This window comes from Modestobacter sp. SYSU DS0511 (assembly GCF_054050755.1).
The window spans coordinates 45,526-69,319 of record NZ_JBJGZY010000013.1; the positions used below are offsets into that span (position 1 = coordinate 45,526).

A 23,794-nucleotide genomic window follows, 5' to 3' on the forward strand; every position below is an offset into this window, starting at 1 on the left:
CGGTCGCGCTCAGAACGCCGCCTCGTCGACCTCCATCAGCGCGTTGTCGGTGTGCTCGACGAGGTACCGCTCGCTGGTCAGCTTCGGCAGCACCTGGCTGCAGAAGAACCGGGTGGCGGCGAGCTTGCCCTCGTAGAAGTGCCGGTCCCGCTCGGCCACGTCGCCGGCGAGCGCGGCCAGCGCCACCTCCGACTGGCGGACCAGCAGCCACCCGGTGACCAGGTCACCGACCGCCAGCAGCAGCCGGCTGGTGTTCTGGCCGACCTCGTACAGCTTCGTGCGGTCCTCGTTCGCCGCGGTGAGCTGACCGAACATCGCGGTGAGCATCCCCTGGACGTCGCCCAGGGCGGTGCCGAGCAGCGCCCGCTCCTCCTTGAGCCGGCCGTTGCCCGCGTCGGCGGTGACGGTGGCCTGGATCTGCTCGGCCAGCCAGGTCAGCGCCACCCCGCCGTCCCGGACGATCTTCCGGAAGAAGAAGTCCTGCCCCTGGATCGCCGTCGTCCCCTCGTACAGGGTGTCGATCTTGGAGTCGCGGATGTACTGCTCGACCGGGTAGTCCTGCAGGTAGCCCGAGCCGCCCAGGGTCTGCAGCGACTCGCTGGTGAGCAGCTGCGTGGCCCGCTCGGAGCCGTAGCCCTTGACCACCGGCAGCAGCAGGTCGTTCACCTTCGCCGCGAGCACGGCCTCCGGGCTGTCCGGGGTGCCGGCGGCCTCGGCCTCCATCACCTGGTCGCGGAAGGTGGCGGTGTAGAGGTACAGCGCCCGCATGCCCTCGGCGTAGGCCTTCTGCAGCATCAGCGAGCGCCGGACGTCGGGGTGGTGGGTGATCGTGACCCGCGGGGCGTCCTTCGACGGGGCGGTGAGGTCGGCCCCCTGCACGCGCTCCTTGGCGTAGGCGAGGGCCACCTGGTAGCCCGCCGACAGGGTGGCGATGGCCTTGGTGCCGACGAACATCCGGGCGTACTCGATGACCGTGAACATCTGGGCGATGCCGTCGTGCACGTCGCCGACCAGCCAGCCCTTGGCCGGGACCGGTCCGTCCCCGAAGGTGAGCTCGCAGGTGGTGGAGACCTTCAGCCCCATCTTCTTCTCGAGGTTGGTCACGTGCACGCCGTTGCGCTCGCCGAGCTCGCCGGTGGCCAGGTCGACGTGGAACTTGGGGACGACGAACAGCGACAGCCCCTTGGTGCCCGGGCCGGCGCCCTCGGGGCGGGCCAGCACCAGGTGGACGATGTTGTCGCTGAGGTCGTGCTCGGCCGAGGAGATGAACCGCTTGACCCCGGTGATGTGCCAGGACCCGTCGGGCTGCTGCACCGCCCGGGCCCGCCCGGCACCGACGTCGGAGCCCGCATCGGGTTCGGTGAGCACCATGGTGGCGCCCCACAGGTGCTCGATCATCAGCTCGGCCAGACGCTGCTGCTCCGGGGTGCCGAGGGAGTGCAGGATCGCCGCGAACGTCGCGCCCGAGCCGTACATGAACACCGCCGGGTTGGCGCCGAGGATCATCTCGAAGGCCGCCCACCGCAGGCTGAACGGGGCGCCGAAACCGCCGAGCTCCTCGGGCAGGTCCAGCCGCCACCACTCGCCGGCCTCCACCGCCCGGAACGACTCCTTGAACGACTCCGGCAGCGTCACCGAGTGCGTGGCCGGGTCGAAGACCGGCGGGTTGCGGTCGGCGTCGGCGAAGGAAGCTGCCAGCGGCCCCTCGGCGAGACGCCGGACCTCCGTGAGCACCCCGCGGGCGGTCTCGGCGTCCATCTGCTCGAAGGGTCCGGTGCCGAACCGGTCCTTGGTGCTCTGGAACTCGAAGAGGTTGAACTCGAGGTCGCGGAGGTTGGCCGTGTAGTGGCTCATCAGCAGAGCGCTCCTGGGTGCGGGGCCGGTCGGCACGGGCGGTCTACCCGCGGGTAACAAACGCTATTGCCGACCGGTGACCGGGAGCAAGCACCCCGGAGTCCTTCCCCGCTCTTCGTCCGCGTTCCACGTGGTGCAGCGCGTGGAACGCGGACGAAGAGCGTGGGAGGCGGACGCGGCGGGTCAGTTGGGGTCCGCGGAGCCGTCCTCCCGGGAGGCGTCGGGCTCGGTCTCCGGCGGCGGGCTCACCGGCCCGGCCATGCCGTCGGCGTCGTCGTTCCCGGCGGGCGATGAGACGGCGCTGCCGAGCGGACCGACGTCGCGGGCATCATCAGGTGTCGGCGTGGTCATCGCCCGAGTCTGCGCGCCCGCCGATCCGCTGGCGAGCGGCCGGACCCGGACCGGTCAGAGGTAGACGGGATCCGGGGCGCGCAGGTGCCGGGCCAGGATGGCGGTCCCCTCCTCGGGTCGGACGCAGACCCCCTGGACCAGCAGCCGTAGCTGGGCAGCCCGACGGGTGCGTTCCCGGATCGCCCCGGTCAGCTCCATCAGGTCCCGGGGGTCCGAGTGCCGGTGCACCTCGCCGTCGCGCTGGGCCTGGACCCAGAGGCCCGCCAGGGCCGCGTCGAAGGCTGCCTTGGGTCCGTGGATGGGGGCCGGCACCCGCCCGATCCGGATGCCGGCGGCCGCGATGAACCCGTCGTCGGCGCTCACCATGCGGGAAAAGGTGTCGGTGAGCTGCACGATCCGGGAGAGCACGGCACCGGAAGTGACCGGCTGGCGCGCCAGCTCGTTCATCTCCCCCCACCGTTGCACGGAGACGGCGTCGATCAGGCTGCCCTTGTCAGGGAAGTGCCGGTACAGGGTGGAGAGCCCGACCTGGGCCCGGTCGGCGATGGCCCGCACGCCCACACCAGGTCCCTCGGCCGCAACCGCATCCCGTGCCGCGCGCAACAGCCGCTCGACGTTCTCCGCCGCGTCGCTCCGGGTCATGGCTCCCGCTCCCTCCCGAACCCGCTGTCAGGGAAGTGGGAACTTAAGCAGTGTTTGTTACCGATTTGCGGCGACGACGTAGCGCTGTTTCCCAGACTCCTCGCACTGCCCGGCCTGGTCCGCCAGCCCGGGAGCCGAACCAGGACGTCGGGCGCGGGCCCCCAGCCCGCCATCCGGCCGGGCTGAACGCGAGGTGGACCGCTCCCATGCAGCTGTCACAGAGAACCGGGCCGCGCTGCGGCGTCGGTGACCGGGACGGCGGACGTCCGTGGACTCGCTGATCTCCTTCGTCCTGTCCACCGCCAACCTCTTCGGGTTCTACGCGCTGCTGGCGCTCGGCCTCGGTCTGGTCTTCGGGCAGCTCGGTGTGGTCAACGTGGCCCACGGCGACCTGGTGATGGTGGGCGCCTACCTCATGTACGCGCTGGCCCCCGTCCCCTTCGTCCCGCGGGTGCTGCTGGCGGTGCTGGTCGCCGTCGCGCTGGGGCTGCTCGCCGAGTGGTCCGTGCTCCGGGAGCTCTACAGCCGGGGCATGCTCGCCACGCTGCTGGCGATGTGGGGCCTGGGCATCGTCCTGCGCCAGCTGGCCGAGGCCGTGTTCGGGGCGACGCCGCGGTCGGTCGAGGCGCCCATCGAGGGCAGCACGCAGGTGCTCGGCGTGCCCTTCCCGACCTACCGGCTGGTGACCACCGGCGTCTCCCTGGCCGTCGTCGTCCTCGCCCTGCTGGTGGTCTACCGCACCACCCTCGGTCTCAAGCTGCGGGCCTCGATCGGCAACCGCGACATGGCCGCGGTGCTCGGGATCCCACCCCGGCTGATGATCGCCGGCACGTTCGCCGTCGGGACCGTCCTGGCCGTGCTCGCCGGTGCCCTGCAGAGCCCCACCCTCGGCCTGACCCCGGGCATGGGGGTCGCCTTCCTCGCCCCGGCGTTCTTCGCCGTCCTGATCGGCCGGCCGGGCTCGCTGACCGGGCCCGTGGCGGGTGCGTTCGTGGTCGCACTCCTCTCCTCGGTCCTGCGGCGGTACCTCACGGAGACCGTCGCCGAACTTCTCCTCTTCGCCGCTCTCGTCGTCCTGATCGCCGCCCGCCCCGCGGGCCTGTCCTGGAGGTTGCCCTCGTGGTCCACAAGAACTCGGAACGTCGCGTGACCGGCTCGCGACGGGTCGCACTGGCCGGGAGCAGCGCGCTGCTGCTGGCCCTCACGGCCTGCGGTGGCTCCGTCGGCGGCGGAGGGGGCGCCGACCAGGGCAGCGCCGACGAGCCGCTGAAGATCGGCTTCCTCGCCCCCGTGACCGGGCCCGCGGCCCCGGAGGGGATCGCCATGAAGCAGGGCTTCGACCTGGCCATCGAGGACATCAACGCCGACGGCGGGGTGTTCGGCCAGCCGGTCGAGGTCGTGTTCCTCGACGACCAGGCCGACCCGGCCACCGCCACCCAGGCGGCGCAGCGGCTGGTTCAGCAGGAGCAGGTGGACTACGTCTTCGGGACGATCACCGACGACACGACCATCGCCGCGGCCAACGTCGCCGAGCAGGCCGGTGTCCCGATGTCCCAGGCGATCGCCACCGCGCTGGACTTCTGCAGCCCGCACTTCTGGCCCTTCGGCGAGACACCCGCTCAGCTCCTGACCGACCTGGTGCCGGCGATGATCGAGCAGTTCGGGCCGAACGTGGCGCTCGTGGGCAACGACTACGTCTTCCCGCGGACCTACCACGAGACCGCCCGCGAGCTGGTCGAGTCCGCCGGAGCCACCGTGGTGGCCGAGGAGTACTCCCCGCTGGGCACCTCGGACTGGCAGCCGGTGATCAGGAAGCTGGCCGACGCCGACCCCGACTGGATCCTCTCCGCCGTCGTCGGCGGCGACGCGGTCTCGCTGGTCAAGCAGGCCGACCAGTTCGGGCTGCTGGAGGGCCGTGGGCTCACCGGAACCTCGGTGGACCAGCAGTTCTACCCCGGCCTCGGTGCGCTGCTGGACGGCCGGACCCAGGTCGTCCGGTACACCGACCAGGCTCCGGGGGCCGCCAACGAGGCCTTCGTCGAGCGCTACCGCGAGGCGTACGACACCCAGGACCCGATCTCCGGGGTGGCCGGCAACGCCTACGTCGGCATGCGGTTCGTCGCCGAGGCCTTCGAGCAGGCGGGTTCCACGGATGCCGATGCGGTGAGCGAGCAGATGGGCCAGCTGGAGTACGAGGGCCTCACCGGGACGGTGAGCTTCGACGCGGAGGACCACGTGAGCCGGGCCCCGATGTTCCTCACCACCATCGACGGGGGCGCCTACCGGGTCCAGGAGGAGCTCGGTGTGGTCGAGGACGACCAGACGAAGGACTGCGGGTGATCTCCGACCTGCGCGGCCGGTTCGGGGCCGGGCACGCGGTGGCGCTGGGCGCCGCGGTCCTGGCCCTGGCCGCTGCCCCCTTCGTGCTGCTGCCCTACCCGCTGGCACTGCTGACCCTGGCCCTGGTCTACGGCCTGTTCGCCTTCGGTCTCGACGTTGCGTGGGGCCGGGCGGGTGTGGTGAGCATCGGTCACGCGGCCTTCTTCGGCATCGGTGCCTACGGCTCGGCGATCGCTGCGGCCCACGGCCTGCCGATGGTCCTGGGCGGTCTCGCCGGGGTCCTCGTCGCGACGCTGGTGGCGGTCCTCGTGGGGCTGGCCGGCCTGGGGCGTCGCGCCATGCCGGCGACCATGGCGGTGCTCACCCTTGCCCTGACGCTGGTCACGAGCCAGGGGGCGCGTTCCTGGACGGGGCTGACCAACGGCACCAACGGCCTGGTCGTCTTCTCCGAGAGCGGTGTCGTCGGAACCTACTACCGGACCGCCGCCGTCGTGGTCGTCACGGTTCTCGTGGTCTGGCTGGTCGTGCTGCGCGGCCCGCTCGGACGGCGGTTCCTCGCCATCCGCAGCGACCAGCAGCGCGCCGAGCACCTCGGCATCGACCCTCGCCGGGTCAAGACGACGGCCCTGGCGGTGAGCGGCGCGGTGAGCGCGGTGGCCGGCGCCGTCGCCGCGCCCGTGATGGGCCTGGTCTCACCGTCGGCCGCCGGCATCGTGCTGTCCACGGAGGTGCTGGTCTGGCTGGCCGTGGGTGGTCTGGGCACGATCTCCGGTGCGTTCCTCGGCGCGGGGCTGGTCACGTTGGGCGAGCAGACGCTTGGCGACGTACTGGGCAGCTGGTATCTGCTGCTCATGGGGGTGCTGTTCCTCCTCGTCGTCCGCTTCGCCCCGGAGGGGCTCGTCGGCCTCGGCCGCACCCTGCTCCGCCGGCCGGTGCGGGAGAAGGCCGCCGGCGGTGCGGTGCTGACCGGCGTGGTCCGCCCCCGGACCGCCCTCCCTCCGGTGGACGCCGCGGCCCCCGCGGTCGCCGCCCACGACGTGGAGAAGGACTTCGGGCCCGTCCCGGTCATCAAGGGCGTCGACCTGCGCGTGGCCAGCGGGGAGGTGGTCTGCCTGATCGGGCCGAACGGTGCCGGGAAGTCCACCTTCCTCGGCGTCCTGGCCGGCGAGCACCTGCCCGAGCAGGGACGGGTGCAGCTGTCCGGGCAGGACGTGACCAGCTGGGCCCCGTACGAACGCGCCCGGCTGGGGCTGGGGCGCCTCTTCCAGGTCCCCAGCGTGTTCCTGGGCCTCACACCCGCGCAGAACCTGGCGATCGCACGCGCCGAGGCGGTGCAGGAGCCGGTCTCCCTCCCGCTCATCGACCGCTTCCTCGAAGCCGACGACGCGCCCGCCAGCGAGCTCTCCCTGGCCGATCGGCGGGTGCTGGAGCTGGCGATGGTGCTCTCCTGGGGGCCGCGGATCCTGCTGCTCGACGAACCGGCCGCCGGCCTCTCGCACGAGGACTCGATCGCGCTCGCCCGCACGCTCCGGGATGTCGCGGAACGGACCGGCTGCACGCTGATAGCCGTCGAGCACGACATGGAGATCGTCCGCGAGCTGGCCGATCGGGTGGTCGTCCTGGCCGACGGCCGGGTCCTGGTCGAGGGGTCCATGGCGGAGGTCTCCGCCCACGACGAGGTGCGACGCGCCTACCTGGGGGTGGCCTGATGCTCGAACTGTCCTCGCTGACCGGCGGCTACAAGGACACCCGCATCGTCAACGACCTCTCGCTGCAGGTGCAGCCCGGTGAGGTCGTCGGGGTCCTGGGCCGGAACGGCGTCGGCAAGACCACCCTGCTCAAGAGCCTGTTCGGACTGTGTCGGGTGTTCTCCGGCGAGGTGCGGATCGATGGGGCCGCGGTGCCCCCCGGCCGGCCTGAACTGCTGGCCCGGGCCGGTTTCACCCTCATGCCCGACGACCGCGGGGTCTTCCCCGACCTCACGATCGGGGAGAACCTCCGGCTGGCCACCCGTCGGGGGTACCGCCCGCCGGTCGACGTGCACGCGGTCTACCCGTTGCTCAGGGACCGGGTCGACCAGACGGCCGGCACGCTCAGCGGTGGTCAGAAGCAGCAGGTCGGGCTGGCCCGCGCGCTCCTGGCGGGGTCTCGGCTGATCGCCGTCGACGAGTTCTCCCAGGGCCTGCAGCCCTCGGTGGTCGACGACTCGATCGCCGCACTGCGGACCGTGGCCGACTCCGGTGTCGCCGTCCTCCTGGTGGAGCAGGGCCCGGAGATCCCGTTACGGGCCTGCGACCGCATCGTGGTGATGGTCAAGGGCTCGATCCTGCTGGACACGCCCGTCGCTGATCTCCGCGCCGACCCGTCCCGGCTGACCGACCTGCTCGTCGTGACCTGACCACCTCCGTACCCGCCCCTCCGAGACCGGGAGATCCACCCGTGACCACGTCCCCCCGCTCGTTCCCGCCCGAGGCGCTGGCGCACGCCGCCCGCGGTGCCCGCCTCGAACTGTCCCCCGACCGCCTCGACGCCGTGGGCCGGACCCTCGCCGACATGTACGCGTTGATCGACCGGCTCGACGACGTGCCGCTGGGGGAGACCCCTCCGGCGACCGCCTTCGACGCCCGCTGGGAGGCATGACCGTGGAGCCCTACGCGCTGTCCCTGACCGAGGCCGCCGAGGAGATCACCGCCGGTCGGCTCTCCCCGGTGGAGCTCACCGACTCCGTCCTGGCTCGTCTTGAGGCCACCGAGCCCGTGATCGGTGCCTTTGCGCACGTCTGCGCGGACACGGCTCGCGAGGAGGCCGCGGCGGCCGAACGGGAGATCGCCGCCGGTCGACGCCGCGGGCCGCTGCACGGCATCCCGCTGGGTGTGAAGGACCTGTACGACACGGCCGGCGTCCCGACGACAGCCAGCTCGAAGGTTCGCGAGGGACACGTCCCCGACACCGACGCCGTTGCCGTGCAGCAGTTGCGCGCGGCCGGGATGGTGATGGTCGGGAAGACGCACACCCACGAGTTCGCATACGGGGGCCGGACCCACACCACTCGCAACCCCTGGGACAGCAGCCGGATCCCCGGTGGGTCCAGTGGCGGCTCCGGCGCCGCCATCGCGGCAGGGTCGTGCCTGGTCGGCCTGGGCACCGACACCGCAGGGTCCATCCGGATCCCGGCGAACCTGTGCGGCACGGTGGGCCTCAAGCCGACCTACGGGCGGACGTCGCGGCGCGGTGTGGCCTCGCTGTCCTGGTCGCTGGACCACGTGGGGCCGCTGACCCGCACGGTCTCGGACGCCGCGCTCGTCCTGGACGCGATCGCCGGCCACGACCCGTTGGACCCCGCCTCGGTGGACGTCCCGGTGCCCGGGTACACGGCCGGGCTGGACGAGGGCGTGGCAGGCCTGCGCATCGGCGTCCCGTCCAACTTCTTCTTCGACCACGTCGAGGAGGAGGTCGAGCGCTCGGTCCGCACGGCGGTCGACGTCCTCGTCGGTCTCGGAGCACAGGTGCACGAGGTGGAGATCCCGTATCCCGACCAGGTCATGGCCGCGGAGTGGGCGATCGTGCTCCCGGAAGCGGCCGCCTATCACCAGGAGATGCTCCGCGAGAAGGCTGATCTGTACCGACCGGAGACGCGGATGTCGCTGGAGGTGGGGGAGCTGGTGCTGGCCACCGACTACATCAAGGCGCTGCGGGTGCGGACGCTGATGCAGCGGGCTTGGGCACAGCTGTTCACCGACGTCGACGTGGTCGTGGCGCCGGTCCAGCCGTTTCCGGCGCCCGAGGTGGATGCCATGGAGGTGACCTGGGGCGACGGGACCACCGAGGCGGTCGATCTGGCGATGGTGCGGCTCACCGCGCCGGCAGACCTCACGGGGCTGCCGGCGCTGGCGGTCCCGACCGGCTTCGACGCGGCGGGCCTGCCGCTGGGCATGCAGCTCATGGGCCGGCCGTTCGACGAGGGCACGCTGCTGGCGGCCGGCGCCGCCTACGAGGCGGCCACCGATCACGTCGGTCGGATCGCTCCAGTTCTCTGAGCAGCCGGAACGCGGACGGGCCGACCCTCGCGGGGGTCCGCCCGTCCGCACCCTGGCTACTCGTCGAGGACCGGGCCGGCTTCGTGCCGGGGGTGGCCGTGGGTGCGCTCGCGCTGCTTCATCCGCGCCTCGAAGACGTGCCGCTCTCCGTCGGTGAAGGCGTCGCGGGCCTGCCGGTCGAAGTCGCGGAAGGTGGACCAGTAGTTGGCGTCGTAGTCCTCGACGATCTGGAAGGTCCACCGGTCGGCGATGACGTTGCGGCCGACCAGCTCACGGTCCAGGTCGTCGGCGAACCCGCCGTGCCCGGCCTGGCGGAAGAGGTCGACGGCGTCCTGCAGCAGCAGGTCGGCGCGGCCGGTGAGCTGGTGGAAGCCGTAGAGCATGCCGCGGGCGTGCTCGACGGCCTCGAGGGCCTCGGAGAGCTTGCCCACCGCGGTGACGGTGTCGTCGTCGAGGTCGGGGCGCGAGCGGTCGGTCATGACCCGATCCTGCGGGTCCGGACGCCGTCCTGCCCGTCGTGCCACGGTCGGTCGTCGTCCGGGCGGCGTGGTCGCCGTCCAGCCCGCGGTCGTCGTCCAGGCCCGTCCTGGCTCACCGTCGGTGCTCCTGGCTCACCGTCGGTGCTCCTGGCTCACCTCCTGTGCTGAGCCAGGAGCCATCACGATCAGGAGACCTGATCCCGGAGGAGGTGTCAGGCGGTGGCGTCCCGGACGGCGGCGTCGACCAGCTTCTCGGCGAGCCGGCGGCCGTGCGCGGCCGGCCCGTCGGGGCCGAGGAGGCCACCGGAGAGGTACATGCCGTCGATGATCAGGTGCACCTGCGCGGCCAGGTCCTCACCGCCGCCGCCGGGCACCACCTCGGCGGCCAGCCGTTCCAGCCGCGTGTGCAGCTCGAACTTGTAGTCGGCGGCGGCGCTGCGGGCCGGGTGCTGCGGGTCGTCGTACTCGCTGCTGACGTTGGTGAACGGGCAGCCGCGGAAGCCGGTGCGGGTGACGTCCCGCTCCACCGCGTCGACCACCGAGAGCAGGGCGGCCCGCGGGTCGCCCTCCAGCCGGATGAGCTCCGCGTCGATGTAGGACAGCACCGTGGCCGCCTTGCGCGCCAGGTAGGCCCCGACCAGGTCGTCCTTGCTCTTGAAGAGCCGGTAGACCGTCATCTTGCCCAGCCCGGTCTCGCGGACCAGCTCGTCCATGCCCACACTGCGCGAGCTGCGTGCCGAGAACAGGCGCTCGGCGGTGTCCAGGACGATCTCCTGACGCTCCGCGCGGGAACGACGGACGGGTGCCGGCCCGTCGTCGGCCGTGTGCAGGGGAAGGGCTGCGGCAGTCACGCCAGCGATCGTGCAGCACCACGTGACGGAGCAGTTCGCGGCACGCCGACGTGTCCGGGCGCTCGCGCAGCGCCATCGTGGCACACGGCACCAGCCGGGACGGCAGGGGTTCCGTGAGGCTGCTGGGACGACGACGTCGCAGGTCCGCGGCGGGGTGCGGTCAGGCCCCGACGGTCAGGACCCGGTGGTTCTGGCCCGGTAGTTCAGGCCCGGTGGTTCAGGCCCGGCGCACCCGGCGCGGGTTGGCCAGCATGCGGGCCAGCGGCTGCTGCTCCGCGCGCGCGTCCTCGGCCCCGCTGGGGGCGTTCTGGTCCATCCGCTGGTGGTCGGTGTCGTTGTTCGGCATGATCCCGAGCTTCCCCCGCACCTGCTGGCGCAAAACAGCCCCCGAGGCACGAGAACCCGTTCGGGGGCTGAGATGTCGATCACCCGCCCGGGCCGGGCGGGCAGCGGTCAGCCGGCCCGGTCGACGACCAGCGGGGCGTGGTCGACCACCGGTTCGGTGGCCCGGCGCGGGGTGCGGTCCCGGGTGACGACCAGGGTGACCGACCAGGTGAGGACGGCGAGGGTGGTGACGAAGAAGCTGGGCGGCAGGTTGACCATGGCCGAGAGCACCAGGCCGAGCCAGACGCTGCCCAGCGCGATCCCGACGGCGAGCGCGGCCACCATCCCGGGGCGGGCGGTGATCCGCAGCGCCGCGGCGGCCGGCGTGACCACGAGCGCGAACAGCAGCAGGGTGCCCACCACCTGCACGGCCATGGTGATGGTGAGGGCGAGCAGGACCACGAACGCCACCCCGAGCGCGCGCACCGGCACGCCGCGCGCCTCGGCCACCGCCGGGTCGACCGAGGAGAAGACCAGCGGGCGGGCGATCACGGCGAGCGCGCCGACCACGAGCAGGGTGAACCCGCCGAAGACCCACAGCTGGTCGGTGGAGATCGCCAGCAGGTTGCCGAACAGGACGGCGGTGGTGCGGCTGGCGTTGGCGGTGGCGAGCGAGGCGAACAGCACGCCGAGGCCGGTGGCGAAGGCCAGGATCGTGCCGGTGGCGACCTCCCGTTCGGCCACCCGCTTGCCGAACAGGCCGATCAGCAGTCCGCCGCCGACGCAGAACACCGCCAGGCCCAGGGTCACCGGCGCGCCGACGAGGATCGCGCCGGTGGCGCCGGGGAAGCCGATGTGTGCCAGCGCGTGCGCGGCGAAGGCGTTCTGCCGGGTGACGACGAACCAGCCCATCAGCCCCGCGGTGAGCGCGACCAGCGACCCGCCGATCAGCGCGTGCTGCATGAACGAGGTCTGCAGCACCTGCAGCCAGTTCTCCTGGAAGCGGACCACGGCTCAACCGCCCCGGGTGAAGAGGTCGCCCTGCGCGGTGCGCACCACCCGGACCGGGGTGCCGTACAGGTGGGTGAGCAGGTCCTCGGTGACGACGGCGTCGATCGGGTCGTGGTGCGGGTGCCCGTCGAGCAGGTACACGGCGTCGGTGAGCACCGGGAGCAGCGGGTTGAGGTCGTGCACGACGACCATGATGGTCACCTGCCGCGAGCGGGTGAGCTCGCCGAGCAGGGTGACCACCTCGTGCTGGTTGCGCAGGTCGAGGTTGGCCAGCGGCTCGTCGAGCAGCAGCAGCTCGGCGTCGTCGACGATCGCCTGGGCGATGGCGACCCGCTGCTGCTGGCCACCGGAGAGCTCCGACATCCGCCGGTCGGCGTAGCCGGTCGCACCGACCCGGTCGAGCGCCTCGTCGACCCGGGCACGTTCGGCGGTCGAGGCGCGGCGCAGCCCGAAGCGCCCGCCGGTCAGGCCCAGCATGACCAGGTCCCGGGCGCGGACGGTCTCGCCCAGGGCGGCGGTGTAGTTCTGCGGCACGTAGCCGATCCGGCGGTCACCCCGGCGCGGGGTGCGGCCGAGCACCTCGACCCGGCCGGTGGCCGGGGGCAGCAGTCCGAGGGCCAGCTGGAACAGCGTGGTCTTGCCCGCGCCGTTCGGGCCGATGACCCCGACGACGGCGCCGGTGGGCACGGTGAGCGTGCCCTGCGACCAGACGACCCGGCCGCCGCGCACCACCGAGACGTCGTCGAGGACGAGCGCCGGTGGGGGCGCGGCGGCCGGGTCGGCCGTCTGGATGCCGGTCACTGACCCCCACCGAGTGCGTCGGAGAGCTGCTCCAGCTGGGACAGCTGCCAGGAGACGAACGAGGTCTCGCCGTCCGGCACCGACTCTGTCACCTCGACGACCGGGATGTCGGCTGCCTCGGCCGTGGCCCGCAGCTGCTCGGGGACGCTGCCCTCGGTCTGGGTGTTGTAGACCAGCACGTCGACCGAGCCGTCGGAGAGCGCGGCCTCGAACGCGGCCACGTCGCCCGGTGCCGGCTCGGCCTCGTTGCTCGCCACCTCCCGGTAGCCCTCGGGGGTCGCGTCGGTCAGGCCGACCGCCTCCGCGGTGTACTCGAACACGCTCTCCGTGGCGGCGTAGCTGCGCCCCGCGGCGGCGGACTGCAGGGCGGTGATCTCGTCCAGGTAGGGCTGGAGGTCGGACTCCCAGGCCTCGGCCTGTTCGGCGAAGTGGTCGGCGGCGTCCGGCGACAGCTCGCTGAGCTGCTCGGTCACCGCGGCGGCGACGGCCTGGACGTACTCGGGGGAGTACCACAGGTGCGGGTTGACCCCGCCGTGGCCGTGCCCCTCCTCGGCGTGCTCCTCCTCGGCGTGCTCCTCCTCGGCGTGGCCCTCCTCCTCGGCGTGCTCGCCCTCGGTGTGCTCCTCGGTCTCGATCCCGACGACCTCGGCGGCGTCGACGACGGCCGGGTCCGAGTCGAGCGAGGCGATCGCGTCGGCGGCCCAGTGGTCGTAGTCGGCGCCGTTGAGCACGACCAGCTCGGCCTCGGTGAAGGCGGCGATGTCGGCGGAGGTGGCCTCGTAGTCGTGCGGGTCGACGGCGGAGGAGGCGAGCACGGTGGTCACCGTGGCGCAGTCGCCGCCCAGCTGCTCGACGACATCGCCCCACTGGCTCACCGACACGACGACGTCGACGACCTCGCCGGGGCAGTTGTCCGCGTCGGCCTCGCTGGTCGTGGTGCCGGCGCCGCCGGAGCTGCCGCAGGCGGCCAGGGTGAGCGTGGCGGTGGCGGCCAGCGCGGCGAGCGTGGGGCGGCGGAGCTGGGCAGGGCGGGGCACGGCGGGTCCTCACGTGGATGCCTGATGGGAATGAATGTCAGACCCAGTATCACCCACGGGTCGGACCGGGTCGAGCTCGGTCCCCGCCTGTGACGGTCATCATGGGAGGCAGCGTCGCCCGGGCGGGCCGGGCGGCCGTGCTGGAGGAGGGCGCCGTGCCCGTGTCCCGGGACCGCAGCTCGTCCGTGCGCCGGCCGACCGCACCACCGCGCCGGGCACCGCGCGCGCCGGACCTGCCGCCGCAGCAGCCCGAGTCGGGGGAGACGGTCGAGCCCGGGGAGGCGGCCGAGGGACGGGCGCCGCGCGGCTGACCCGGCGGGCGCCGGGCCAGCCGCGCCCGGCTCAGGCGCCGGTGACGCGGTTCTCCGGGTCGAGCCCGTCCTCGGCCGCCTCCTCCGTGCCCTCGGCGGGCTGGTCGGGGTGCGGTGTGCGGCCGCCCTCCTGGTCGACGGCGGGGTCGCCGCCCTCGGCGGGCTCGCTGGGGTGCTGCTGTGCGCTCTCGGTCATGCCTGGGCGGATGCCCGACCGTCCGGCCCGGAAACCCGGCGCCTCAGGCCACCGGCCCGGCAGGTGGGGTGCGGGGCAGCAGCGCCCGGACGGCGTCGTCGTCGGGCAGCCCGCCCCGCGCACCCGGCCCGGTGGTCGACAGTGCCGCGGCGGTGACGGCGTACCGCACCGCCTCGGCCAGTCCGGCCCCGCGGTCCAGCGCGCTGCTCAGCGCGCCGCAGAAGCAGTCGCCGGCACCGGTGGTGTCCACGGCGTCGACGGGTGGGGGCGCCTGCAGCAGCGCCGGCCCCTCGGCCGGCACCACCAGCGCACCCCGCCCGCCCAGGGTCACCACCACGTCGCCGGTGGCCACCCGGCGGGCCAGCGCGGCCAGGGCGGCCGGCGAGTCGTCGCCGTCCGGGTCGCCGGCCAGTGCCCGCAGCTCCGGCTCGTTGGGCACCAGCACGTCGACGGCGGCGAGCAGCTCGGCGGGCAGCGGCCGGGGCGGTGCCGGGTTGAGCACGACCGTGCCGCCGGTGGCCGCCGCGGCGGCCCGCACCGTCTCCAGCGGGCTCTCCAGCTGCAGCAGCAGCACGCCCGCGCGGTGCACCGACTCGACGTCGACGTCGTCCGGCGTGAGCGCGGCGTTCGCCCCGGGGACGACGACGATCAGGTTCTCCCCACTGCCGGCCTCCACCGGGATCGTCGCCGACCCGGTGGAGGTGCCGGGGGTGCGCTGCACCCGACCGACGTTCACCCCGGCGTCGGCCAGCGCGGCGAGCTGGCGGCCGGCGGCCGGGTCGTCGCCGACCCGGCCGACCATGTGCACGCCGCGCCCGAGCCGGCCGGCCGCCGCGGCCTGGTTCGCGCCCTTGCCGCCGGGCAGCAGCGCCACGGCCGAACCGACGACGGTCTCGCCGCGCCCGGGGAGCCGGTCGACGGTGACCACCAGGTCCTCGTTCAGGCTGCCGACGACGGTCACGGACACGGCGGGATCCCGGGGCTCGACACGGCAGGGAGCCTAGGAGTCGACGTCAGCCGTCGGCGCGCAGCCGGCGGCGCAGCGGCAGGGCGTACCAGGTGACGATGCCCAGCGTCCCGACCACCGCGCAGACCGCGACCGCCTGCCAGCGCCCGAGCACCACGTCGATGACCAGCAGCAGCGCGGCGGCGATGCCGATCAGCAGCAGGCCCAGGCCGATGACCAGGCCGCGGTCGGCGTAGCGCACGATCGCCGCCTTCTGCTGCCGCCGGAACAGCGTGCGGTGGAAGGAGACCGGCGCCACCAGGCTCACCGTGGCGCCGGCCGAGCTGATCAGCGCCACCGAGTAGACGGTGACCCCGAACGTCCCCAGGTCGGCGAAGCGGGACTGGAACGGCAGGGTCAGCAGGAAGGCGAAGAGCACCTGGACGCCGGTGATCACCACCCGCATCTCCTGCAGGGCCTCGTTCACGTTCCGGTCCAGCACCTGCTCGGGGGTCTCGCCCCGGACCCGGGCGGTCCGTTCGGCGTCGGTCAGTTTCTCGGCCACCTCCCCGCGGTACCGCAGGCGGAGTCGATCAACACCCGGGAGAGCCGCCATGCCCGAGCACCAGGCCGAGGACGCCGACGCGATCCGCCGCGAGTTCGGCGCGGCGGTGAACACGACCGCCGGCGAGCTCGAGCGCTGGCTGCGGACCGAGGAGTCGCAGTCGGTGGGGCAGAAGGACGGCGGCTCCGGGGAGTCGACCGGGCACGAGTCGGGCCGGCGGATCGTCGAGCTGCTGCGCACGAACAAGGCCGACCTGACCGACGACGACCTCGCGCACATGCGGAAGGTCACCGGCTACGTCAAGCGCCACCTGGCGCAGGAGCCGGCGAAGGAGGACGTCGAGACGTCCCGCTGGCGGTACAGCCTGATGAACTGGGGGCACGACCCCCTCAAGGGCAAGTAGCGTCGGCGGCGTGCAGCGCAACGACCCGGCGCAGTACGACGAGCTGGCCGACCAGTGGTGGGACCCGCACGGGGGCTTCGCGATGCTCCAGTGGATCGCCGCCTCGCGGGCCGGTCACGTGCCTCCGGCGTCCGGTCCCGGTGCCGTCCTGGTCGACCTGGCGTGCGGTGGTGGCCTGATGGCCCCGCACGTGAGGCGGCTGGGGTACCGGCACGTCGGCGTGGACATCGGCCTGGCGGGGCTGCGCATCGCCCGCGAGCACGGCGTCATCCCGGTGCGCGGGTCGGTGCTGGCGGTGCCGCTGGCCGACGGGTGCGCCGACGTCGTGACCGCCGGGGAGATCCTCGAGCACGTCGACGACCCCGGGCAGGTGCTCGCCGAGAGCGCCCGGTTGCTCAAGCCCGGTGGCGTGCTGGTCATCGACTCGATCGCAGCCACCCGGCTCGCTCCGCTGGTGGCCGTCCGGATCGCCGAGCGACTGCCCGGCGGGCCGCCGCCGGGCATCCACGACCCGGCGCTGTTCGTCGACCGACGCGAGCTGCTGGCCACCGCGGATCGGCTGGGGCTGGACCTCCGGCTGGTCGGCCTGCGCCCGTCGGTACGCGACGTGGTGTCCTGGCGGCGCGGTCGGCGGGCGGGGGTCCGGATGCGGAGCATGCCCTACACCGGCATCCTCTTCGCCGGCTACGGGGTCAAGCGCGGCGGGCGGGGGACCGTCCCCGGACGTACGGTCGGGTCATGAGCAGGACCGACGGAAGCCGCCCGCGGCCGTGAGCGCGGTCGTCACCGGAGCCGGACGGGCGCTGCCGACCACCTACGAGCAGTCCGCCGTCTGGCGCGACTACTTCGCCCCCCGCTACGACGGACTGCGCGCCGCGGAGCGGGTCTTCATGGCCTCCGGCGTGCGCACCCGGCACGCGGTGGTCTACCCCGGCGACGAGGACCTCTCCGCGGCGGGCACCGAGACCCGGATGCTCCGCTACGTCGCCGAGGCGATGCCGCTGGGCAAGCAGGCCGTGGCCGGTGCCCTGGACGCCGCCGGTCTGGCGCCGGGCGACATCGGCCTGTTCGCCGTCGCCTCCTGCACCGGCTACGTCACCCCGGGGCTGGACATCCGGCTGGCCCAGGACCTCGGCATGCCGGCCACCCTGCAGCGGCTGCTGGTCGGCCACATGGGCTGCTACGCGGCGCTGCCCGGGCTGGGCGCGGTGGGCGACTACGTGACCGCGCGGTCCAGGCCGGCCGTCCTGCTGTGCCTGGAGCTGACCAGCCTGCACGTGCAGCCGGCCGTCCCGGAGCTGGAGCAGGTGGTCAACCACTCGCTGTTCAGCGACGCCGCCGCCGCGGTGGTCGTGGAGCCGGGAGCCCGGCCCGGCCGCCGGGTCGCGGCCACCGTGGCCCGCACCGACTACGCCACCGCCGACCACATGACCTGGGACGTCACCGATCTCGGGTTCCGGATGGGCCTGTCCCCGCGGGTGCCCGACGTGCTCTCCCGGCACGTCGGCGACGTCGTCGACGAGCTGCTGACCGGCGCGGGGCTGCGGGTGGAGGACGTCGCCGGCTGGGCGGTGCACCCCGGTGGGCCGCGGATCCTCGACGTCGTCCGCGACCAGCTCGGGCTCGCCGAGGAGCAGATGAGCGCGTCCCGGCGGGTGCTGGCCGAGCACGGCAACTGCTCGTCGGCGACCGTGCTGCTGGTGCTGGAGGAGCTCGCCGACGTCGACGGCCCGGTGGTGGCGATGGCGTTCGGGCCGGGGCTGACCCTCTACGCCACGCTGCTGCTGCCCGCCTGACTCACCACAGATCACCCCGGCGCCAGTCGCAGACCAGCCGGGCGGCCGGGTCCAGCGCGACCGGCGTCGACGGCGTGGCCAGCACGAAGACGCTCTCGTCGCCGGTCTCCCGCACCCCGTCGGGGGTGAGCGCGGCGGTCGGCCCGGTCCAGGGCAGCCAGCCACGGGCGGTGTAGAGCGCGGCGCCGGCAGTGCTGGCCGACAGCGCCCCCAGCTCGAACCCGCCGGTGACCAGCCGCTCGATCTCGGCCATCACCGCCGTCCCCACGCCCCGGCGGCGGAACGACGCCGCGGTGGCGACCGCCTCGACGTAGCCGGTGCGCAGCGTGACGCCTGCGGCGATCAGCTGGCGGCCGACGACGGCGGCGTGGCCGGCCGGTTCGCCGTCGACGGTGGCCAGCACGTGCACGCCGCCCAGTGCGTGGCTCCAGTCGTCGTCGCCGAACGAGTCGAAGGCGGTGTCGAGGAACCGGCGCAGCTCGCCCAGCTCGGTGGGGGAGAGGTCCGCCGTCGGCAGGGTGCGCAGCTGGACGTCGGAGGAGGTCACCGGCACAGCCAAACGGACCGGCCCGGGAGCCGCAGCCCGGGGGTGACCCGGGAGGGGAGGAGAGCGGGTGACGAGAATCGAACTCGCACTGTCAGCTTGGGAAGCTGATGTTCTACCATTGAACTACACCCGCAGCGGGGCTCACGCCCAGCGCCGACGAGCCTACCAAGCGCCCGGGGTGCGGCGTCAGCCCCCCGGTCAGCTCTGCCGGTTCACCCCCGCATCACGCCGAGGAAGCCGGTCATCTCCGACCGCAGCGTCTCCGCCATCCGCGAGAGCCCGGTGCTGTCCGTGCCGGCCGTGCCCAGCGACGACGAGCCGTCGACCGCGGCGGAGATCCCGTCGACCAGCCCGGTCATCTCGTCGACGGTGTTCCCGACGTTGGTCATCACGGTGGCGACCTCTTCGCAGGCCACCCGCACCGACTCCACCTGGGTGGTGACCCGCTCGGTGGCCCGCGCGGTCTGGTCGGCGAGGTCCTTGACCTCCGACGCGACGACGGCGAAGCCCTTGCCGAGCTCGCCGGCCCGGGCCGCCTCGATGGTGGCGTTGAGCGCCAGCAGCCGGGTCTGGTCGGCCACCGTCTCGATCAGCGCGATGACCTGCCGGATCTCGGTCGAGGAGCGGTTGAGCGAGACGATCGTCTCCCGGGCCGCCCGACCTCGTCGCTGGCCGCGCCGGCGGCACCGGTCAGCCCGGCAGCGCTGGCGCTCAGCTCGGTGGCGGCGGTGGCCACGCCCTCGCTCATCGCCAGCACGACGGACTCGAAGTCGTCGGCCAGCTCCAGCCGCGACTGCTTCGCCTCCAGCACCCGCTCCTGGGTCCGGGCCATCGCGTCGCGGGCGGCGTTGATGTCCGCGGCGCCGTTCCGGTAGGCACCGGGCAGCCCGGTGAGGAGCACCTGGCGGTGGAACCGGCCGTCGGCCGCCGAGGTCAGGGCCGCACGGGACTCCCGCACGAACGCGTCGGAGACGTCCCGCGCCCGGTTGACCGCGTGCTGCAGCGCCACCAGCTCGGGGACGTCGTCGGACCCGGGCACCGGCCGCGCCCGGGACTCCAGGTCGCCGCGGGCGGCGGCGTCGCAGGCCTCGGTCAGCGACTGCACGAACGCGCGGTACACCGCCAGCTCGCCGGCCTCGTCCCGGTGGCTCCGTCGTCCCACGGTCAGCGCCACTTCTCGCTGATGACCGACCAGATGAAGTCCTCGTAGCTGGCGGCCTGCTCGGTGATCAGCCGCTGCAGCAGAGCGGAGGAGGCCTCCACCGCGGCCCGGCCGTTGGGGTGGCGCCGCTCCTCGGCGAGCAACTGCTCGTACAGCGGGCGCACCGCGGCGACGCCGGCGGGCGCCGGACGGCGGCGGTTGGAGTGGTAGCCGACGACCCGGCCGGCGGCGTCGCGGGACGGCGTCACGTGCGCGAGCACCCAGTAGTTCGCGCCGTCCGCGGCCAGGTTGTCGATGTAGGCGAACAGCTCGCTGCCGGTGGCCAGGGTGTCCCGGAGCAGCTTGAACACGGCCTTGGGCGTGTCCGGGTGGCGGATCAGGTTGTGCGGCTGGCCGATGACCTCGTGCAGGGAGTAGGGGCCGACCCGCAGGAAGACGTCGTTGGCGTAGGTGATCACGCCGCGGGCGTCGGTCTTGGACCCGATCAGCTCGTCGTCGGCGAAGGTGCGCTCCACACCCGTCGGGCGCACGACCGTCCGTACCGTCCGCGGCGCGCTCCGCGCCGGCCGCGTCATCACCACGGGGCCCTCTTCCGGGAACGTGCCGTTCCGGCACTGGGTCGTGTCCGACGTACATCGGCAGCCCGGTGCGCCTGTTGACCCGACCGCCGCGGGCAGGGACCAAGGTCCCGGTTCCCTAGACTCCGCGGCATGCTGCTGTCCGACCGCGACATCCGGGCCGCGCTGGCCGACGGCCGGCTCGGCATCGAGCCCTTCGACGACGCGATGGTGCAGCCCTCCAGCATCGACGTCCGGCTGGACCGGTTCTTCCGGGTTTTCAACAACGCCCGGTACACCCACATCGACCCCGCCCAGCAGCAGGACGACCTGACCACGCTCGTCGAGCCGACCGGTGACGACCCGTTCGTGCTGCACCCCGGGGAGTTCGTGCTCGGCTCCACGCTGGAGGTGGTGCGCATCCCCGACGACCTGGCGGCCCGGCTGGAGGGCAAGTCGTCGCTGGGCCGGCTGGGCCTGCTCACCCACTCCACCGCCGGCTTCGTCGACCCGGGCTTCTCCGGGCACATCACCCTCGAGCTGTCCAACGTGGCCAACCTGCCCATCACGCTGTGGCCGGGGATGAAGATCGGGCAGCTGTGCCTGTTCCAGCTGACCTCGCCGGCCGAGCACCCCTACGGCTCGTCGGTCTACGGCTCCCGCTACCAGGACCAGCGCGGCCCGACGCCGTCCCGGTCGTTCCGCAACTTCAACCGGGCCGAGACCCGCCGTCCCGACGCCGCCACGCCGCTCGCGTGACCGTGACCCCCACTCGCTGGCCGGTGGGTGAACAGTCGTGCGCGGCCGGGTGACGGGCGGCCGTGCTGGGTAGGGAGGCCGCCATGGATCCCCGGGACACCGCCGTTCTGCTGCCAGCGGCCTCCGACGACCGCGTGGCGGACGGCTTCTTCGACTGCGCCGAGGAGTCGGCGCACTACGCCTTCGGGGTCCAGCTGCTGCTGACCCAGTACGCCTCCCTGGTGCCCTGGGAGCAGGAGGGCGTGGCCGAGCTCGGCAGCGGCGACGCCCGGGCGATCGCGCACGTCGTCCGTGCGGTGCCGGGGCTGCGGGTGCACGGCACCGACATCAGCGAGACCTCGGTGACCCGGGCCCGGCAGACCATCGCCGAGCTCGGTGTCGCCGACCGGTACACCGTCGAGCACGGCGACTTCTTCGCCTGGGCCGACTCCGCCGGCGGTGAGCGGGTCAGCACGGTGATCGCCAACCCGCCCTATCTCCCCGCCCCCGACGGCGAGCTGCTCATGCCCGAGCTCTGGGGTGGCTGGTACGGCAACGACCTCGCGCTCCGGCTGATCAAGGCGGGCTTCGACCACGTGCTGGTCGCCCTGCCCAGCTACTCCGACCCCGCCGGCACCCTGGCCGCGGCCGGGGAGCAGGGCTTCCGGGTGGCGAACTTCCTGGCCATGGGCCTGGAGTTCGGCGCCTACAGCCGCGAGCCGAAGGTGCGCGAGCACATCGCGCGGCTCGCCGCCGAGGGGCGTGGCTGGGCCGGTGAGGACGAGTACGTCGTCGCGGTCGCGCTGCTCACCCGCTCGCCGCAGCTCCGCCGTGACCGTGCGGTCGAGCTGCTGCGCGCCCTGCAGCTGTCGGTCTAGCGATCGGCCGGGGGGACGGCGATCGGCGGCTCGGTGCCGGCGACCTCCACCTCGGCCGCCGGCCGGGTGCTCGGCGTCGTCGGCCCGGGCAGCTCGTCGTCGACGTAGCGCTCCCGGCAGACCGCCCACCCGGTCAGCCCGAGCAGGACGACGCCGGTGTAGGCCAGCACGAACATGCCGGTGTAGCCGCCGGTGAGCCCCCGGAACAGCCCGACCAGCAGCGGACCGACGCCGGCCAGCGCGTACCCCCAGCCCTGCGCCACGGTCGACAGCGCGGCGACCGACTCCGGGGTGCGGCCGCGCAGGCCGAACAGGGCCAGCACCATGGCGAAGGTGCCCATCCCCAGGCCCAGCAGCGACACCCACAGCCACGGCACGGTCAGCGGGGCGAGCAGCAGCCCGGTCCAGCCGGCCAGGTAGCAGGCGACGAAGCCCAGCAGCATCGGCCGCTGCAGGTGCTGCCGCACCGCGCCCAGCGGGACGACGGCGTTGAGCGGGATGACGATCAGCGCGTTCAGTCCGACCAGCGACCCGGCGGCCGCCGCGGACATGCCCTGGTCGCGCAGGTACTGGGCGGTCCAGCCGACGATCACGTAGGCCTGCATCGACTGCAGGCCGAAGAAGGCGGCCATCGTCCAGGCCAGCGGGCTCCGGGTCAGCGTCCGCAGCCGGACCGCGGTGTGCGTGCTCCGCGACGCTCCCGGCCGCACCGGCACGAACAGCCAGGGGAGTGCGGCGATCAGCGCGAACACCGCCCAGATGCCCAGCGCCCAGCGCCAGCCGTCGGCGCCGGCGGCCGAGGCGATCGGGGCCGCCGAGACGCTGGCCACCGCGCCGCCGATCGCCAGCGCCGTGCTGTAGGCGCCCACCAGCAGGCCGGTGCGGCCGGGGAACCAGCGCTTCACCAGCCCCGGCAGCAGCACGTTGCCCAGCGCCCCGCCGACCATGGTCGCCACCGTGCCGGCCAGGAAGACCCACACGCTGTCGGTGGCCACGCGGCCCAGCAGGCCGGCGGTCATCACCAGCAGGGCGGCCGCCAGCACGTGCCCGTCCCGGAAGCGGGCGGCGAGCGGGGGCCCGGCGAAGCCGATCAGTGCGAAGCAGATCAGCGGCATGCTGGTGATCAGGCCGGCCAGCCCGGAGGTGATGCCCAGCCCGCGCTCGACCTCCTCCAGCACCGGGCCGACGCTGTTGACCGCGGTGCGCAGGTTGAAGCCGGTGAGCACGATCGCGGTGCCGACCAGGACGGCGCCGTGCGAGGCGGGACCGGGGGGCGCGGGCGGAGCGTCGGGGGTGGAGCGGGTCACGTGCCCGGATCATCCTCCTGGCCCCGTGCGGCTGGGGAAGGGGCCTACCGGGTGACGGTGACCAGCACCGCCGCGACCTGCGCGGTGCTGCCGTCGGGGGCCACCCGCAGCAGCGCCAGCTCGTGCGGGCCGCCGCCGGCGGGGGCGGCGATCGCCAGCGTCGGGCTCAGGCACTGGCGCAGCCGCAGCGCCGGCCCGGCGTCGGTGGGGGTGTAGCTGACCGTGCTGCCGGCGTCGCCCCGGACCGGGGCGCCGTCCAGCGTGGTGACGTAGTCGACGCCGTCGGCGCCGGTGAGCCGGTAGCGGAGCACCGCGCCGGGGGCGACCACGCTGCTGGCCACCGCGATCGCCGGGGTGTCGCAGTCGGCGGTGAGCGGGACGTCCTCGGCCCCGCGGGGGCCGACCAGCGCGAGCACGGCGAGCGCGACCGCCGCCACGGCCAGCCAGGTCCAGCCGCGGTTGCGCTGGACCGGCGGGCGGTCGTCGGCCAGCGCCCGCTCGTCGTTGACGTCCCGCGCGTAGTGCAGCCGGGTGCGCCGGTTGCCCGCCGCCAGCTCGGGGTCCTCGTGCCCGCGGACGCCCCCGAAGATGAAGCTCACGCCGTCAGTGTCCCTGGTGACGTGCTGGAGCGGCGCCGGTGCAGGGGCCCGCCGCGAGCCTG

At 73.6% G+C, this 23,794-nt stretch carries 30 protein-coding genes and 1 tRNA gene; 12 read left to right on the forward strand and 19 right to left on the reverse strand.

All coding sequences use genetic code 11. From position 1 onward, the window contains the following. Window positions 1-9: 9 nt before the first annotated feature. From ACI783_RS08660 to ACI783_RS08670, 3 genes are all read right to left on the reverse strand, one after another. Window positions 10-1,854, reverse strand: a complete 1,845-nt coding sequence (locus ACI783_RS08660; RefSeq protein ID WP_457140066.1) for an acyl-CoA dehydrogenase — start codon at window positions 1,852-1,854, stop codon at window positions 10-12. Between the two features lie 183 nt (window positions 1,855-2,037). Further along, window positions 2,038-2,205 carry a hypothetical protein gene (locus ACI783_RS08665; RefSeq protein ID WP_457140067.1) on the reverse strand — a complete coding sequence of 56 codons (168 nt, stop codon included), beginning with the start codon at window positions 2,203-2,205 and terminating at the stop codon, window positions 2,038-2,040. A 54-nt stretch (window positions 2,206-2,259) separates the two neighbouring features. Beyond that, window positions 2,260-2,847, reverse strand: coding sequence for a TetR/AcrR family transcriptional regulator (locus ACI783_RS08670; RefSeq protein WP_457140068.1), 588 nt, complete (start codon window positions 2,845-2,847; stop codon window positions 2,260-2,262). Window positions 2,848-3,115: 268 nt separating this feature from the next. Between ACI783_RS08670 and ACI783_RS08675 the strand changes: the two genes are divergently transcribed. From ACI783_RS08675 to ACI783_RS08700, 6 genes are read left to right on the forward strand one after another with little or no spacing between them, the layout of a single operon-like run. Then, complete coding sequence (locus ACI783_RS08675) at window positions 3,116-3,997, forward strand: branched-chain amino acid ABC transporter permease (protein WP_457140069.1); 882 nt, start codon at window positions 3,116-3,118, stop codon at window positions 3,995-3,997. Beyond that, entirely contained in the window at window positions 3,994-5,187 is a 1,194-nt protein-coding gene (locus ACI783_RS08680; protein ID WP_457140070.1) for a substrate-binding protein, read from the forward strand. Before ACI783_RS08675 ends, ACI783_RS08680 begins: the two co-directional genes overlap by 4 nt. Next, the gene (locus tag ACI783_RS08685) at window positions 5,184-6,896 is read left to right on the forward strand and encodes a branched-chain amino acid ABC transporter ATP-binding protein/permease (protein WP_457140071.1); all 1,713 of its coding nucleotides are present in this window, start codon (window positions 5,184-5,186) and stop codon (window positions 6,894-6,896) included. Before ACI783_RS08680 ends, ACI783_RS08685 begins: the two co-directional genes overlap by 4 nt. Then, window positions 6,896-7,585: an ABC transporter ATP-binding protein gene (locus ACI783_RS08690; RefSeq protein WP_457140072.1), complete on the forward strand. Its 690-nt coding sequence runs from the start codon at window positions 6,896-6,898 to the stop codon at window positions 7,583-7,585. Before ACI783_RS08685 ends, ACI783_RS08690 begins: the two co-directional genes overlap by 1 nt. Window positions 7,586-7,626: 41 nt before the next feature. Next, entirely contained in the window at window positions 7,627-7,827 is a 201-nt protein-coding gene (locus ACI783_RS08695; RefSeq protein WP_457140073.1) for a hypothetical protein, read from the forward strand. Next, on the forward strand, window positions 7,824-9,224 hold the full coding sequence (locus ACI783_RS08700) for an amidase (RefSeq protein ID WP_457140074.1): 1,401 nt from the start codon (window positions 7,824-7,826) through the stop codon (window positions 9,222-9,224). Before ACI783_RS08695 ends, ACI783_RS08700 begins: the two co-directional genes overlap by 4 nt. Window positions 9,225-9,280: 56 nt before the next feature. On the opposite strand, the gene ACI783_RS08705 is transcribed toward ACI783_RS08700, so the two are convergent. The 6 genes from ACI783_RS08705 to ACI783_RS08730 form a co-directional block, all read right to left on the reverse strand. Next, a complete protein-coding gene (locus tag ACI783_RS08705) occupies window positions 9,281-9,703 on the reverse strand; it encodes a hypothetical protein (RefSeq protein ID WP_457140075.1) in 423 nt (140 codons plus the stop codon). A 212-nt stretch (window positions 9,704-9,915) separates the two neighbouring features. Continuing rightward, window positions 9,916-10,554 carry a TetR/AcrR family transcriptional regulator gene (locus tag ACI783_RS08710; RefSeq protein ID WP_457140076.1) on the reverse strand — a complete coding sequence of 213 codons (639 nt, stop codon included), beginning with the start codon at window positions 10,552-10,554 and terminating at the stop codon, window positions 9,916-9,918. Between the two features lie 217 nt (window positions 10,555-10,771). After that, the gene (locus tag ACI783_RS08715) at window positions 10,772-10,900 is read right to left on the reverse strand and encodes a hypothetical protein (protein WP_457140077.1); all 129 of its coding nucleotides are present in this window, start codon (window positions 10,898-10,900) and stop codon (window positions 10,772-10,774) included. Window positions 10,901-11,007: 107 nt separating this feature from the next. Further along, window positions 11,008-11,889: a metal ABC transporter permease gene (locus ACI783_RS08720; RefSeq protein ID WP_457140078.1), complete on the reverse strand. Its 882-nt coding sequence runs from the start codon at window positions 11,887-11,889 to the stop codon at window positions 11,008-11,010. A 3-nt stretch (window positions 11,890-11,892) separates the two neighbouring features. Beyond that, the gene (locus ACI783_RS08725; RefSeq protein ID WP_457140079.1) at window positions 11,893-12,690 is read right to left on the reverse strand and encodes a metal ABC transporter ATP-binding protein; all 798 of its coding nucleotides are present in this window, start codon (window positions 12,688-12,690) and stop codon (window positions 11,893-11,895) included. Beyond that, window positions 12,687-13,727, reverse strand: a complete 1,041-nt coding sequence (locus ACI783_RS08730; protein WP_457140080.1) for a metal ABC transporter solute-binding protein, Zn/Mn family — start codon at window positions 13,725-13,727, stop codon at window positions 12,687-12,689. The genes ACI783_RS08725 and ACI783_RS08730 overlap by 4 nt, the downstream gene beginning before the upstream one ends. Window positions 13,728-13,828: 101 nt before the next feature. Between ACI783_RS08730 and ACI783_RS08735 the strand changes: the two genes are divergently transcribed. After that, on the forward strand, window positions 13,829-14,038 hold the full coding sequence (locus ACI783_RS08735) for a hypothetical protein (RefSeq protein WP_457140081.1): 210 nt from the start codon (window positions 13,829-13,831) through the stop codon (window positions 14,036-14,038). Window positions 14,039-14,069: 31 nt separating this feature from the next. Here the strand turns inward: ACI783_RS08735 and ACI783_RS08740 are convergent, their stop codons facing one another. From ACI783_RS08740 to ACI783_RS08750, 3 genes are read right to left on the reverse strand one after another with little or no spacing between them, the layout of a single operon-like run. Then, window positions 14,070-14,234, reverse strand: a complete 165-nt coding sequence (locus tag ACI783_RS08740; RefSeq protein WP_457140082.1) for a hypothetical protein — start codon at window positions 14,232-14,234, stop codon at window positions 14,070-14,072. Between the two features lie 43 nt (window positions 14,235-14,277). Further along, a complete protein-coding gene (locus tag ACI783_RS08745; protein WP_457140083.1) occupies window positions 14,278-15,201 on the reverse strand; it encodes a ribokinase in 924 nt (307 codons plus the stop codon). A gap of 46 nt (window positions 15,202-15,247) precedes the next feature. Next, on the reverse strand, window positions 15,248-15,745 hold the full coding sequence (locus ACI783_RS08750; RefSeq protein ID WP_457140084.1) for a DUF6328 family protein: 498 nt from the start codon (window positions 15,743-15,745) through the stop codon (window positions 15,248-15,250). Between the two features lie 49 nt (window positions 15,746-15,794). Between ACI783_RS08750 and ACI783_RS08755 the strand changes: the two genes are divergently transcribed. From ACI783_RS08755 to ACI783_RS08765, 3 genes are read left to right on the forward strand one after another with little or no spacing between them, the layout of a single operon-like run. Then, window positions 15,795-16,148 (forward strand): DUF3140 domain-containing protein, encoded by a 354-nt coding sequence (locus tag ACI783_RS08755; RefSeq protein ID WP_457140085.1) that lies wholly within the window; start codon window positions 15,795-15,797, stop codon window positions 16,146-16,148. A gap of 10 nt (window positions 16,149-16,158) precedes the next feature. Further along, window positions 16,159-16,890 (forward strand): methyltransferase domain-containing protein, encoded by a 732-nt coding sequence (locus ACI783_RS08760; protein ID WP_457140086.1) that lies wholly within the window; start codon window positions 16,159-16,161, stop codon window positions 16,888-16,890. A 28-nt stretch (window positions 16,891-16,918) separates the two neighbouring features. Further along, window positions 16,919-17,944: a type III polyketide synthase gene (locus ACI783_RS08765; protein ID WP_457140087.1), complete on the forward strand. Its 1,026-nt coding sequence runs from the start codon at window positions 16,919-16,921 to the stop codon at window positions 17,942-17,944. A 1-nt stretch (window position 17,945) separates the two neighbouring features. Here ACI783_RS08765 and ACI783_RS08770 read toward each other — a convergent pair whose 3' ends face one another. From ACI783_RS08770 to ACI783_RS08790, 5 genes are all read right to left on the reverse strand, one after another. Continuing rightward, window positions 17,946-18,491, reverse strand: a complete 546-nt coding sequence (locus ACI783_RS08770; RefSeq protein WP_457140088.1) for a GNAT family N-acetyltransferase — start codon at window positions 18,489-18,491, stop codon at window positions 17,946-17,948. Window positions 18,492-18,553: 62 nt separating this feature from the next. After that, a tRNA-Gly gene (locus ACI783_RS08775) sits at window positions 18,554-18,624 on the reverse strand. 79 nt (window positions 18,625-18,703) lie between these two features. Continuing rightward, entirely contained in the window at window positions 18,704-19,132 is a 429-nt protein-coding gene (locus ACI783_RS08780; RefSeq protein ID WP_457140125.1) for a methyl-accepting chemotaxis protein, read from the reverse strand. Then, complete coding sequence (locus ACI783_RS08785) at window positions 19,081-19,653, reverse strand: hypothetical protein (protein ID WP_457140089.1); 573 nt, start codon at window positions 19,651-19,653, stop codon at window positions 19,081-19,083. Before ACI783_RS08785 ends, ACI783_RS08780 begins: the two co-directional genes overlap by 52 nt. Window positions 19,654-19,655: 2 nt before the next feature. Continuing rightward, window positions 19,656-20,183, reverse strand: a complete 528-nt coding sequence (locus tag ACI783_RS08790; RefSeq protein WP_457140090.1) for a PAS domain-containing protein — start codon at window positions 20,181-20,183, stop codon at window positions 19,656-19,658. A 180-nt stretch (window positions 20,184-20,363) separates the two neighbouring features. Here ACI783_RS08790 and dcd point away from each other — a divergent pair, with 180 nt between their 5' ends. Both dcd and ACI783_RS08800 read left to right on the forward strand, forming a co-directional pair. Continuing rightward, window positions 20,364-20,969 carry a dCTP deaminase gene (dcd, locus tag ACI783_RS08795; protein WP_457140091.1) on the forward strand — a complete coding sequence of 202 codons (606 nt, stop codon included), beginning with the start codon at window positions 20,364-20,366 and terminating at the stop codon, window positions 20,967-20,969. Between the two features lie 83 nt (window positions 20,970-21,052). Further along, window positions 21,053-21,826: a methyltransferase domain-containing protein gene (locus tag ACI783_RS08800; RefSeq protein ID WP_457140092.1), complete on the forward strand. Its 774-nt coding sequence runs from the start codon at window positions 21,053-21,055 to the stop codon at window positions 21,824-21,826. On the opposite strand, the gene ACI783_RS08805 is transcribed toward ACI783_RS08800, so the two are convergent. Both ACI783_RS08805 and ACI783_RS08810 read right to left on the reverse strand, forming a co-directional pair. Then, a complete protein-coding gene (locus tag ACI783_RS08805) occupies window positions 21,823-23,133 on the reverse strand; it encodes an MFS transporter (RefSeq protein ID WP_457140093.1) in 1,311 nt (436 codons plus the stop codon). The genes ACI783_RS08800 and ACI783_RS08805 overlap by 4 nt on opposite strands. A gap of 44 nt (window positions 23,134-23,177) precedes the next feature. Then, window positions 23,178-23,732: a hypothetical protein gene (locus ACI783_RS08810; protein ID WP_457140094.1), complete on the reverse strand. Its 555-nt coding sequence runs from the start codon at window positions 23,730-23,732 to the stop codon at window positions 23,178-23,180. Window positions 23,733-23,794 lie beyond the last annotated feature (62 nt).

Coding starts and splice junctions, on each gene's coding strand:
- ACI783_RS08660 (WP_457140066.1), bottom strand. CDS start 1,854: ATGAGCCACTACACGGCCAACCTCCGCGACCTCGAGTTCAACCTCTTC.
- ACI783_RS08665 (WP_457140067.1), bottom strand. CDS start 2,205: ATGACCACGCCGACACCTGATGATGCCCGCGACGTCGGTCCGCTCGGC.
- ACI783_RS08670 (WP_457140068.1), bottom strand. CDS start 2,847: ATGACCCGGAGCGACGCGGCGGAGAACGTCGAGCGGCTGTTGCGCGCG.
- ACI783_RS08690 (WP_457140072.1), top strand. CDS start 6,896: ATGCTCGAACTGTCCTCGCTGACCGGCGGCTACAAGGACACCCGCATC.
- ACI783_RS08700 (WP_457140074.1), top strand. CDS start 7,824: ATGACCGTGGAGCCCTACGCGCTGTCCCTGACCGAGGCCGCCGAGGAG.
- ACI783_RS08705 (WP_457140075.1), bottom strand. CDS start 9,703: ATGACCGACCGCTCGCGCCCCGACCTCGACGACGACACCGTCACCGCG.
- ACI783_RS08715 (WP_457140077.1), bottom strand. CDS start 10,900: ATGCCGAACAACGACACCGACCACCAGCGGATGGACCAGAACGCCCCC.
- ACI783_RS08735 (WP_457140081.1), top strand. CDS start 13,829: ATGGGAGGCAGCGTCGCCCGGGCGGGCCGGGCGGCCGTGCTGGAGGAG.
- ACI783_RS08740 (WP_457140082.1), bottom strand. CDS start 14,234: ATGACCGAGAGCGCACAGCAGCACCCCAGCGAGCCCGCCGAGGGCGGC.
- ACI783_RS08755 (WP_457140085.1), top strand. CDS start 15,795: ATGCCCGAGCACCAGGCCGAGGACGCCGACGCGATCCGCCGCGAGTTC.
- dcd (WP_457140091.1), top strand. CDS start 20,364: ATGCTGCTGTCCGACCGCGACATCCGGGCCGCGCTGGCCGACGGCCGG.
- ACI783_RS08800 (WP_457140092.1), top strand. CDS start 21,053: ATGGATCCCCGGGACACCGCCGTTCTGCTGCCAGCGGCCTCCGACGAC.